This window comes from Streptococcus sp. 27098_8_73 (assembly GCF_041432495.1).
In the GTDB taxonomy this organism is placed as follows: domain Bacteria; phylum Bacillota; class Bacilli; order Lactobacillales; family Streptococcaceae; genus Streptococcus.
Window position 1 is genome coordinate 94,747 of record NZ_JAPVZT010000002.1, and the last position, 12,289, is coordinate 107,035.

7 protein-coding genes are annotated in these 12,289 nt (G+C 44.5%); all 7 read left to right on the forward strand.

All coding sequences use genetic code 11. The annotated features are described in order from the left end of the window. The first annotated feature begins 52 nt into the window (after nt 1–52). Nucleotides 53–988 (forward strand): DUF805 domain-containing protein, encoded by a 936-nt coding sequence (locus O3651_RS01820; RefSeq protein ID WP_149555336.1) that lies wholly within the window; start codon nt 53–55, stop codon nt 986–988. Between the two features lie 292 nt (nt 989–1,280). Continuing rightward, nucleotides 1,281–1,751 (forward strand): RNA polymerase sigma factor, encoded by a 471-nt coding sequence (locus tag O3651_RS01825; protein ID WP_187759273.1) that lies wholly within the window; start codon nt 1,281–1,283, stop codon nt 1,749–1,751. Further along, nucleotides 1,738–2,736: an anti sigma factor C-terminal domain-containing protein gene (locus O3651_RS01830; RefSeq protein ID WP_061909543.1), complete on the forward strand. Its 999-nt coding sequence runs from the start codon at nt 1,738–1,740 to the stop codon at nt 2,734–2,736. The genes O3651_RS01825 and O3651_RS01830 overlap by 14 nt, the downstream gene beginning before the upstream one ends. A 122-nt stretch (nt 2,737–2,858) precedes the next feature. Next, nucleotides 2,859–4,055 (forward strand): elongation factor Tu, encoded by a 1,197-nt coding sequence (gene tuf, locus O3651_RS01835; RefSeq protein ID WP_005590656.1) that lies wholly within the window; start codon nt 2,859–2,861, stop codon nt 4,053–4,055. 139 nt (nt 4,056–4,194) lie between these two features. Then, nucleotides 4,195–7,482 carry an ATP-dependent nuclease subunit B gene (rexB, locus tag O3651_RS01840; RefSeq protein WP_371609360.1) on the forward strand — a complete coding sequence of 1,096 codons (3,288 nt, stop codon included), beginning with the start codon at nt 4,195–4,197 and terminating at the stop codon, nt 7,480–7,482. After that, nucleotides 7,479–11,150, forward strand: coding sequence for a helicase-exonuclease AddAB subunit AddA (addA, locus tag O3651_RS01845; protein ID WP_371609361.1), 3,672 nt, complete (start codon nt 7,479–7,481; stop codon nt 11,148–11,150). Before rexB ends, addA begins: the two co-directional genes overlap by 4 nt. Before the next feature lie 139 nt (nt 11,151–11,289). Next, nucleotides 11,290–12,288 carry a glycosyltransferase family 4 protein gene (locus O3651_RS01850; protein WP_371609362.1) on the forward strand — a complete coding sequence of 333 codons (999 nt, stop codon included), beginning with the start codon at nt 11,290–11,292 and terminating at the stop codon, nt 12,286–12,288. The last annotated feature ends 1 nt before the right edge of the window (nt 12,289 follow it).

Sequence of the window (12,289 nt, forward strand, 5' to 3'; positions counted from 1 at the left end):
CTAAAATTATGATACAATGAATTCTGTTAATAAAAATTTAGAGGAGATTTCTATGTTTTCTGCTTATAAAAAATTTTGGACTCGTTATGCAGACTTTAGTGGTCGTTCAAGCCGTTCGGATTACTGGTGGGTTGTCCTATGTCATTTTTTGATTACCTTACCATTTTCGTTGATTGCCCTTTTTGGTTTTCTCATTCCGCTTTTTAGTGAAGTTTATTATGCAGGACTATACGATTATGAACCAGATTTATCTGGAGCTACGGCTGGCGCTGGTTTGGCTGTGTTCATAATGTTCTTACTTGCCATCTATTGGCTTGCAACAATCGTTCCTAATCTTGCCATCGCTGTTCGTCGTCTTCGTGATGCTGGCTTCCATTGGGCATTTATTTTTCTCACTGTAGGGCCTTCACTAGCTTCCTTCATTCCAGTGTTGAATATCCTAGCTGCTTTAGTCAGCTTGCCATGTAGTATTGCTTTAATTGTCTTGCTTTGCCAAGCTAGCAAACCAGCTCAGCAAGTTAAAGGAGCTCCTTATGGTCAACAAGGATTCCAAGGTCAGCAATTTGGTCAAGCTCAACAACCAGTTCAAAACCAACAGTTTGCTCAGCCTGGATTCCAAGGACAACAACAGCCGACACAAAACCAACAATTTGGTCAAGTTCAACAGCCAGCTCAAAACCAACAGTTTAGTCAGCCTGTTAACCAAGAGCAACCATTTGCTCAGCAACAAGCACCAGTTCAAAATCAAGAATTTAGCCAGCCTCAGCAACCTTTTGGTCAAAATCAAGTGAACCAGCCAACTCAACCGTTTGCTGCTAGCCAAGCCCAAACTCAAGATTCAACCCAATCAGCATTCTCAGCCTCAGTTTCAGAACCAGCTGAATCAGTTCATTCAGTAGAAGCTCATCAGTCTCAGGCTGAAACTGCAGAACAGGCTCTGGGAAATGCTTCTGAACAAATCACTAACTCAGAGTCAATCTCTCAATAAAATCTATAAGATATCAATCCTAGATAGTTTCAATCTATCTGGGGTTTTTTGTCGTCTTTTAAACTTTTGTAACCAAAATGTCTTTCTATTCGTTATACTAGTAGAAAGGGGGAAGAATAGAAAAGTATTGCATAGAGAAAAGTAGTATCAAATGAAAAGTAGCAGCTGCGAGCTTTGGATTAGAAAGACTTTTCACTATTATTCTGCTTTTTAAAGGAATGCAAGTAGGGAGAGATTTGAAGAGAAGTTGTGGGGAGGTGAGATTATCAAACTGGATGAATACGAAAGCATCTTGATTAGCTTTGCTCGAGAGATCGTCTTCTACTTGCAAAAGTCAGGAGCTTCTAAGGCCGAGGCAGAAGATGTGGTACAGGATGTTTTTGTCAAAATGTTAGAGACTGATCTGGTCATCCCAGCAGAGAAAATGCGAGCTTGGATGTATCGGGTTTCTATCCGCCGCTATATCGATCGCTATAGACGCGATCAGCATTATCTAGAAATTTTGCAAAAGGAATTTTTCAAACAAGATGTGATTCAACCATTTGAGAACGACCATTATGAGCTGTTAAGGACGACGATAGAAGAACTCCCAACTAAGGAAGCAATGCTTTTGGATCTTTATTATTTCCAAAATTTTACAGTAAAGGAGATCGCTCATATTATGTCGTATTCTGTAAGTAAAGTGAAAGTGCAACTCATGCGTAACCGAGTTAAGCTCCGCCATAAATTGGAAAAGAAAGGATATAAAAATGGAAACATTTGAAATTTTAGCGAAGAAAAGTAAACGGAAACGACTTTGGAAGACAGTTGCCATCAGTAGTCTTGTCTCCTTAGCTTTTTTGCTTTTACTAGGAAAGGGATTGATAGAATTAGCCTCGAGTAATGGTCGAAATTTGCAGAAAGAGTACGAAGTTATGTCGGAAATCGCCTACCCTAATGTTGACTATGACAGTCTTTACTACACTCAAAATTCTTTGTTTTCAGGAACCTTACATTCTGATCGTTTCAAAGATTTAGATGGAGTGAAGGTGGCTTATCCTTCCTATGAGGGAAACTATTCTCTCATAGGTGCTTTTAAAGATACGACTGCGGAAGGGACTTATCTGTCTCTCTCGGGGACCTATACGCGAACCCTGCGTCAAAAATATCCGGTCTTCTATAATATCAATGCCAAGGGGACAAAGGATAGTAATTCTATGCCTAAGGAGTTGGCTTCTGTCAAAGAAATGCCAAATCAATTGGTGGAAGTAGCTTTGACTTTTGATAAAGCTTATACCTATAAGGAAATCCAGAAGCTGATACCGAACAACCTCAAGATTAACTGGTACTGGATTGGCAGCCAGTCAGAAGGTGGTGAAAAAGGTATTGAACTGTTTTCCGATCCCCAGTTCACCTATGGAGCTAATGCTAGTCTTCTCTTTACTTATGACTTAGATTTTAGGAAGAAGGCAAAAGAGGCTAAGAAAGAGCAGCAGACTTTCTTGGATTATCTGAAAAAGGCAGATAAAAATCTTTTCCCAAGTCTTAGTGGGTACAACATGTATAATGATGTTGATGCCTATCTCAAGAAATTTGGACAGCTAGATATTCGTGAACCAGAAAATCGGGATCAATTGACTTTCTCCGGTGTCATCTTGACAGGAAAAGCTGAAAATTTCACTCAATTAGAAGGAAAAGAGTGGATTTATGCTTCGAGTATCGGTGCTTCCGTTCCCAATCAGCCTTACTATAAGCTCGATAAGGAATAATTGACAAAAAATGTGTAAAAGGCTTGCATTTTCAGTAAAATTTGATAAAATAGTAAGGAAAGTTAGACTGTATTGCCTACTGTCTATCTATAAAATATATTTTATTGGAGGCTTTTACTCAAATGGCAAAAGAAAAATACGATCGTAGTAAACCACACGTTAACATTGGTACTATCGGACACGTTGACCACGGTAAAACTACTTTGACAGCAGCTATCACAACTGTATTGGCACGTCGCTTGCCTTCATCAGTTAACCAACCAAAAGACTATGCGTCTATCGATGCTGCTCCAGAAGAACGCGAACGCGGTATCACTATCAACACTGCGCACGTTGAGTACGAAACTGAAAAACGTCACTACGCTCACATCGACGCTCCAGGACACGCGGACTACGTTAAAAACATGATCACTGGTGCCGCTCAAATGGACGGAGCTATCCTTGTAGTAGCTTCAACTGACGGACCAATGCCACAAACTCGTGAGCACATCCTTCTTTCACGTCAGGTTGGTGTTAAACACCTTATCGTCTTCATGAACAAGATCGACTTGGTTGATGACGAAGAATTGCTTGAATTGGTTGAAATGGAAATCCGTGACCTCTTGTCAGAATACGACTTCCCAGGTGACGATCTTCCAGTTATCCAAGGTTCAGCTCTTAAAGCTCTTGAAGGTGATACTAAGTACGAAGACATCATCATGGAATTGATGAACACTGTTGATGAGTACATCCCAGAACCAGAACGTGATACTGACAAACCTCTTCTTCTTCCAGTCGAAGACGTATTCTCAATCACTGGTCGTGGTACAGTTGCTTCAGGACGTATCGACCGTGGTACTGTTCGTGTCAACGATGAAATCGAAATCGTTGGTATCAAAGAAGAAATCCAAAAAGCAGTTGTTACTGGTGTTGAAATGTTCCGTAAACAGCTTGACGAAGGTCTTGCAGGGGACAACGTAGGTGTACTTCTTCGTGGTATCCAACGTGATGAAATCGAACGTGGTCAAGTTATCGCTAAACCAGGTTCAATCAACCCACACACTAAATTCAAGGGTGAAGTTTACATCCTTACTAAAGAAGAAGGTGGACGTCACACTCCATTCTTCAACAACTACCGTCCACAGTTCTACTTCCGTACAACTGACGTTACAGGTTCAATCGAACTTCCAGCAGGTACTGAAATGGTAATGCCTGGTGATAACGTAACTATCGACGTTGAGTTGATCCACCCAATCGCCGTTGAACAAGGTACTACTTTCTCTATCCGTGAAGGTGGACGTACTGTTGGTTCAGGTATGGTTACTGAAATCGAAGCTTAATTCGATTTCGTTCCCAGATAACAATTATAAAATCAGACACGAAAAGTCTCGCTTCGGCGGGGCTTTTTATTTTAGACAAAGCCTTTTTCTCGCAAACATGATATAATGTTTTTATATTTTGTTGTTGAAAAGAGACGGTATGAAATTACTTTATACGGATATCCGCAGTCCTTTGACGGCGCATTTAGCTAAGCAAGCTCAGGACTTGGCAGCGGCCGGCAAGCGGGTCTTTTATATAGCGCCCAACTCCCTTTCTTTTGAAAAGGAGCGAGCAGTTTTGGAGGCATTGGAAAATCAGGCTTCCTTTGCCATTACAGTGACGCGTTTTGCCCAGATGGCTCGCTATTTTGTCCTCAATGATGTTCAAGATGGACAGCCCTTGGACGACATTGGCCTAGGTATGCTATTTTACCGAATTTTATCGGAAATGGATGATCGAGAACTAAAGGTTTATGGGAGGATCAAGAAGGATGCACAATTTATCCAGCAACTGCTAGACCTTTATCATGAGCTTCAGACAGCCCAGATGACTTTTGCGGATTTGAATCATCTAGAAGAGCCAGAGAAGCGCGAGGATTTACTCAAGATTTTCACGGTTTTTTCTGCTGCTCTTAAGTCGGGGAATTATGATGCGACCTCTAAACTCACGATTTTTGCCCAGCATATTCTAGCTGGAGATTTGGATGGGGAATTGGCTAATCTCGCGCTGGTTATTGACGGCTTTACTCGCTTTTCAGCAGAAGAAGAGTATCTGGTAGATTTGCTGCATCGCAAGGGAGTGGAGATTATTATTGGAGTTTATGCTAGCCAAAAAGCCTACCGGGCAGCCTTTCGCGAGGGTAATCTTTATCAGGCTAGTGTGGATTTTCTGCTTAAGCTGGCTCAAACTTATCAGGTCAAGCCAGAGTATCTAGCAGGAGGTTCGAGTCAGCCTGATGATGCTTTTGGTAAGATTTCCAAGATTTTAGAGAGTCGCTACGATTTTTCTGAAGCCCAAGTGGAATTGACTGCGCAGGATCGCTCTCACCTAGAGATTTGGTCGGTACGCAATCAAAAAGAAGAACTGGAATATGTAGCTAAGTCCATCCGTCAGCGGCTCCATGATGGTGCCCGCTACAAGGATATCCGACTGCTTTTGGGTGATGTGGAGGCCTACCAGCTCCAGTTGAAGACCATCTTTGACCAGTATCAGATTCCCTTTTATTTGGGGCGTTCTGAATCCATGGCTCAGCATCCCTTGGTCCAGTTTTTAGAGTCATTGGAACGGCTGAAACGCTATAATTTTCAGACAGAAGATTTACTCAATCTTTTAAAAACCGGCCTGTATGGCGGCTTGGGTCAGGAGGATCTGGATAGTTTTGAGCAGTACCTTCGCTTTGCGGAAATTAAAGGAGCAGCCAAGCTGGGGAGAGATTTCACCATCAACCGTCAGGAGAAATTTGACCTGAAGCGTATCAATGCTATGCGTCGGAGCCTTATCACGCCTCTGTTAGACTTTTTCAAATCTCGCAGTCAGACAGCGACTGGTCTCTTGGCTAAATTTACCAACTTTATCAAAGAAGTTCGCCTAGATGCCAATTTGACTGGTCTGCTGGAAGATGCAAGCCAGCAAGAAGTAGAGCGTCAGGAGGAAGTCTGGAAGACTTTTTGCCATGTCTTAGAGCAGCTTGCGCAGGTGTTTGATGGTAGCAAGCTCAGGATAGATGATTTTCTGGCTCTGATTCTGTCTGGTATGCTTCTGGCTAAATACCGAGTTGTACCAGCGACAGTGGATGTGGTGACAGTTCAGTCCTATGATTTGATTGAGCCCATGGCTGCGCCTTATGTCTATGCTATCGGATTGACGCAGGAGCGCTTGCCCAAGTTAGCGCAAAATAAAAGTTTGCTCAGTGACGAAGAACGTCAGAAATTAAACCAAGCAACTGGGGACGAGGCTGAGTTGCAGGTAGCTAGCAGAGAAAATCTCAAGAAAAACCGCTTTGCCGCCCTATCTTTACTCAATTCAGCGACAGAAGATTTGGTTTTGTCTGCTCCTGTTTTGACCAATGAAGTAGAAGATGCCATGTCTTCCTATCTGACAGAGTTGGAAATAGCGCCTATTTCCCTACCCATCATCAGTAAGCGACCACAGGCTAGTAGTGACGATATTGGGACTTATCGGGCTCTGTTGGCGCGCGTGATTGACCTCTATCAGGAGGATATTGACCGCGAATGGACGCCGGAGGAGCAGACCTTCTGGGCGGTGGCCATCCGAGTCTTGCGTAAGAAATTGGCAGCTGAGGGAATTTCCATTCCCCAGATCAGCAAGGAGTTGAAAACGAAGCCTCTCAAGTCGGAAACCCTCAAAGCACTTTATCCTTCAGAGCAGCCTTTGAAACTATCAGCTTCTGCCCTCAATGAATATTTTAAAAACCAGTATGCCTATTTTCTTAAGTATGTCTTGCGGTTGCAGGAGGAATGGACCATTCAGCCGGATGCGCGCAGCCACGGGATTTTCCTCCACCGAATCTTTGAAAAGGTTATGAAGGAGCAGCAGGAGCAGGATTTCGACACTCGATTGCAACGGGCTATGGAGGAGACTAGCTGGGAGGCTGAGTTTGAAACGGTCTATGGTGAAAATGGGGAGACCCAATTTGCCCGCCGATTGCTATTGGATACAGCTCGGGCTACTGGCCGTATCTTGGCTCAGTCGGATGGGCTGGAGGTCATCGGTAAGGAGACTGACTTTGGTCGGGATGATCGGCCTTTCTTGCTTTTGGATAATGACAGAGCTCTTCAGGTGAGCGGCAAGGTGGACCGCATTGATCGGCTGACAGAGACGGGGAGTCTGGGAGTCGTGGATTACAAGTCTGGCGATACTAAATTCAGCTTTGAGAAGTTCTTTAATGGGCTTAATTCCCAGCTGCCGACCTACCTAGCAGCTATCCGAGAAATGCCAGAATACCAAGAGGACAAGGGAATTTTCGGAGCCATGTACCTACAGATGACGGAGCCCCTATCCAGCCTCAAGGACACCAAGGCACTGGACGAGGCTGTGAAACAAGTCATGAAAAGTCAGGTTTACAAAGGCCTCTTTCTGGCTGACCAGGCCAAGGACTTGGGCCCTAACTATGAGAAAAGCAAGGTTAATCTGCTGACAAAGGAAGAATTAGAAGTGATTTTGGCTTATAATGCTTATCTCTATCAGCAAGCTGCAGAAGGTATTTTAGCTGGTCGTTTTGCCATCAATCCTTATACAGAAAATGGCCGTAGTATTGCCCCTTACGTGGACCAGTTTAAGGCCATTACAGGCTTTGAAGCCAATCTCCATCTGGGGCAGGCTAGACAGCTGACCAAGCTAAATCTTGAGCAGTACGATAAACGACCGACAGGTGAGAAGCTACGTCAAGCCTGGCTAGAAAAAATCAAGGAGGAGTTGGATAAATGAGACGGATTCCCTTTTTAAACGAGCAGGATATCCTAGTCAAGCAGGCTGAGGAAGCTGCCTCTGACAAGCCACAAAAGCGCACACCAGAGCAGATCCAGGCTATCTACTCCTCTGGTCAGAATATTCTTGTTTCGGCTTCGGCTGGCTCTGGTAAGACCTATGTTATGGTTCAGCGGATTATTGACCAGATTCTCAGAGGTGTGGAGGTCAGCCAACTCTTCATCTCCACCTTCACTGTCAAGGCAGCAGGTGAGCTTAAGGAGCGACTGGAGAAGGAGCTGAGTCTGGTACTCAAGGAGACTTCAGATCAGGAACTCCGCCAGCATCTTGCTCAGCAGTTAGCTGAGATTGGCAATGCGGATATTGGTACTATGGATGCTTTTACACAGAAAGTAGTCAATAAGTACGGCTATTTGTTGGGGTTGGCACCGCATTTTCGGATTTTACAGTCGGCCAGTGAGCAGCTTATTCTGCAAAATGAAGTCTTTGACCAGCTTTTCGATACCTACTATGAGAGTGATCAGCAGGAATTATTCAGTCGCTTGGTCAAAAATTTCACTGGTAAGCGCAAGGACATTTCTGGCTTCCGCCAGCAGATTTATAGTATTTATAGTTTTCTCCAGTCTACCAGCAATCCGCGAAAATGGTTGGAAGAGACCTTTCTTCTAGGCTATGAAACCAGTGATTTTGAAGCAGAGCGGGAGCGAATCCTGTCTGGAGCTAGGCAGTCTTTGCTGGATTTGGAAGATTTTTTCCAGAGTCATCTGGCACATGAAGGTCAAGCCTTTGCTGGGGCTAAGTATCAGGAAAATGTTCAGGCGGCCTTAGATATCTTGGCTGAGCTGACAGAGCAGACTGGATCTGAGCAGTTGCTAGACCTGATTCAGCGCTTTTTAGAATTAGCCAAGACCTCTAACCATCAGGCTTTTACTGCCCGAGTTGGTAAGAATGCGGACGAGCTCAAAAAAGAGCTGGCACAAGCTTATAATGAAGCCCGTAAGCCCTTGATAGAGCGAATTAAAGAGCTGGATGTCCGCCTTTACCATCTGAATTTTATGGAGCAGCATCAGGCAGAAGCTCTTCCCCTACTGGATTTGTTGCGAGATTTTGTCCGAGATTTCTCACAAGCTTATTTGGAGCGCAAGGTAGCAGAGAATGCCTTTGAATTTGGCGACATCAGCCATTTTGCTATTGAGATTTTAGAAAATTATCCAGAAGTGCGGCGTTTTTATCAAGATAAGTACCATGAGGTCATGGTCGATGAGTACCAAGACACCAACCATACTCAGGAGCGAATGCTGGAATTGCTGGCTCGAGGAAACAATCGCTTTATGGTTGGCGATATTAAGCAATCTATCTATCGATTCCGTCAGGCCGATCCGCAGATTTTTAACGATAAATTTAAACTCTATCAGGCCGATCCTAGTCAGGGTAAGCTGATTATCCTCAAGGAAAATTTCCGCAGTCACATCGAAGTGTTGGAAGCGACCAATGATGTTTTTAAGCGACTCATGGACGAGGACGTCGGTGAGATTGACTACAATGAGACCCACTATTTGGTTGCGGGAAATCCAGCCAAACGGGAGCCTAATCCAGCCAATCAGGCGGAGTTTCTGATTTATGATGGTAGTGCCGATAGCGAAGAAGAAGATTCTGACCAAGGTCTGCCCAGCATTTCAGCGGGTGAGGTGGCCTTGGTAATCAAGGAAATTATCCGTCTTCATAACCAAGAAGGAGTGGATTTCAAGGATATTACCTTGCTGACAGCTTCGCGGACCCGCAATGATCTGATTTTGGCAGAGTTTGATCGGCATCATATCCCGATTGTGCCTGATGACGGTGAGACTAACTATCTCCAGTCGGTAGAGGTTATGGTGATGCTGGATACCTTGCGGACCATTAACAATCCTCTCAATGACTATGCCTTGACCGCTCTTCTAAAGTCGCCGATGTTTGACTTTGATGAGGATGAATTGGCTCGGTTAGCCTTGCAAGCCTCCAGTACCAAGTCTATGGAAAATCTCTATGAAAAGCTGAGGAATGCTCTGGCTGATCAAGGTCTGGAACCTCAGCTCATCCATGGTGAATTGCGCAAGAAACTGCAGCACTTCCAGGAAACGCTGAATGACTGGCGCAGCTATTCCAAGACCCATTCTCTCTATGATTTAATCTGGAAGATTTATCAGGATCGTTTTTACTACGATATGGTGGGGGCTCTGCCCAACGGTGAGCAGCGTCAGGCTAATCTCTACGCCCTGTCCTTGCGGGCCAACGACTATGAAAAGTCGAGTTTCAAAGGCCTGTCCCGCTTTATCAGCATGATTGACCGAATTTTGAAAAATGAGCACGATTTAGCTAGTGTCCCTCTGGCTGCTCCGAAAAATGCGGTCCAGCTAATGACTATCCATAAGAGTAAGGGACTGGAGTTCAAATATGTCTTTCTACTCAATATGGACAAGGCCTTCAACCGTCAGGATAGCAGCTCTGCTATTATCCTTAGCCGACAAAAAGGTATCGGAATCAAATATGTGGCCGATGTGGATGTTGAGGCTCAGGATCCTCATGCGCCCAAGCAGATCCGTATTTCCATGGAGACCCTACCTTATCAGCAGAATGCCGAAGAACTCAAGCTGGCGAGCCTGTCTGAGCAGATGCGTCTGCTCTATGTGGCCATGACGCGGGCTGAAACCAAGCTCTATCTGGTCGGCAAGGGAAAGCAAGCTAAGCTCCAAGAGCGCAAGTGGGGGACTAGCCAAAATGGTCGCTTATCTAGCAGTCTCCGAAGCCAGCTGACCAATTTTCAGGATTGGCTCTATGCTATTCAGTCAGTGTTTGAAAAGGAAAATCTAGCTTATCAAACCCGCTTTGTAACTGATCAGGAGCTGACAGACGAGCAGATTGGAGTAGTGGAGCAGGCTGATCCTATTCCAGTAGATGATTTGACGGGCAACCGTCAGTCAGAAGATATCCGCCGAGCTCTGGATATCTTGGAGAATGTAGACCGGCTCAACAGTCTCTATCAAGCGGCTATTGAATTGCCTAGTGTCCGCACGCCCAGTCAAATCAAGAAGTTCTATGAGCCAGTCATGGACTCAGAAGGGCTGGACATTATGGATGCGCCTCGAAGTTATCAGCCCCAGCTGACTTTTGAACTGCCTGATTTTGGAAAGAAGAAGCAAGTCACAGGAGCCCAAATCGGTTCTGCTGTCCATGAGCTCATGCAAAGGATTCCGCTGGATCAGCCTGTCACTAAGACTAGCATTCGCCAAGCCTTGGCTCAGGTTCAGGCAGATGCAGTAATTAAGAAAAAGATTGACTTAGCTAAGATTGAAGCCTTTTTCGCTACAGAACTAGGTCAGCTAATCCAGCAGGAGGCTAATTGTCTCCATCGTGAAGCACCTTTTGCCATGCTCAAGCAGGATCCAGCCAGCGGTCAAAACTTTGTCGTTCGGGGAATCTTGGATGGCTACCTGCTTTTTGATGACCGCATTGTCCTCTTTGACTATAAGACTGACCGCTATCATGAGTCGGCAGACTTGGTGGAGCGCTACCGATCTCAACTGGCTCTCTATGCCGAAGCCCTCAGTCGTTCCTATGGCCTTAGCCAAGTAGACAAGTATTTGATTCTACTAGGGGGAGCTGAGCTGCTGGTGGTCAAGGTGGACTAGTCTGATTAGAAATTGAATAGAATTCCAGCAAGAAAGGATATTGCTACAAGAAATGCTTGGCGGAAGACTAGTTACATGAATTAAGTACTAATCTTCCCTTGGCGTTTCTTTTTTTGCTTCTTTTGGTATAATAGAAGATATGAAAGTATTACTATATCTAGAAGGAAAGTCTGTTTTAGAAAAGTCAGGCATCGGCCGTGCCTTGCAGCATCAAATGCATGCATTGGATCTGGCAGGAATTCCTTATACAACAGATGTTTTAGGAGATTATGATGTCGTGCACATCAACACTTACGGACCTCGTAGTTTGCTTCTTCTTCACGCAGCTAAGAGGGGAGGCAAAAAAGTGATCATGCATGGACATTCGACAAAAGAAGACTTTGAAAATTCTTTTATTGGTTCTAATCTTTTTGCGCCTTTGTTTGGCAAATATCTAGCGCACATGTATAAAATGGCGGATTTTATCATTACTCCGTCTGAGTATTCAAAAAAATTGATTGAATCCTACGGTGTGACGACGCCCATTATGGCTGTCTCAAACGGCATTGACCTGTCGAAATACAAGAAAGATGAACGCAAGGAAGAAGTCTTTAAAAAACATTTTCAGATTGCAGATGGGCAGAAAGTCGTAATCTGTGCTGGTCTTTATTTCAGACGAAAAGGAATCGAGGACTTTGTCGAAGTAGCTCGCAGAATGCCAGATGTCCGCTTTATCTGGCTGGGTTCTATCAATCTTTGGCTTATTCCGCGCAAGATTCGAGATCTTGTCCTCTTTAATCATCCAGAAAACGTAGAATTTCCAGGTTATTTCAAAGGTGCAGTCTTCCAAGGAGCCATGTCAGGCAGCGATGCATTCTTTTTCCCGTCTTATGAAGAGACCGAAGGGATTGTGGTTCTAGAAGCCCTGGCCAGCGGCCAACACGTAGTTCTGCGTGATATTCCTGTTTATAATGGCTGGATTGATGAGGAGTCGGCGGAGCTTTGTCATAATGTAGATGAGTTTGTCGAATCGCTTCGTAAGGTTCTTGACGGAAAAGTAGATAAACGTGAAGCGGGCTATCGTGTTGCGGAGAGTCGCTCTATCGATGATGTCGCACTTCAGTTAGTCAAGGCTTACCAAACAGTTTTGGAGATGTGAT

What these genes read in the sequence shown, in the direction of transcription:
- O3651_RS01850 (WP_371609362.1), top strand. Translation starts at nt 11,290, where the DNA reads ATGAAAGTATTACTATATCTAGAAGGAAAGTCTGTTTTAGAAAAGTCA.
- O3651_RS01830 (WP_061909543.1), top strand. Translation starts at nt 1,738, where the DNA reads ATGGAAACATTTGAAATTTTAGCGAAGAAAAGTAAACGGAAACGACTT.
- tuf (WP_005590656.1), top strand. Translation starts at nt 2,859, where the DNA reads ATGGCAAAAGAAAAATACGATCGTAGTAAACCACACGTTAACATTGGT.
- O3651_RS01820 (WP_149555336.1), top strand. Translation starts at nt 53, where the DNA reads ATGTTTTCTGCTTATAAAAAATTTTGGACTCGTTATGCAGACTTTAGT.
- rexB (WP_371609360.1), top strand. Translation starts at nt 4,195, where the DNA reads ATGAAATTACTTTATACGGATATCCGCAGTCCTTTGACGGCGCATTTA.
- addA (WP_371609361.1), top strand. Translation starts at nt 7,479, where the DNA reads ATGAGACGGATTCCCTTTTTAAACGAGCAGGATATCCTAGTCAAGCAG.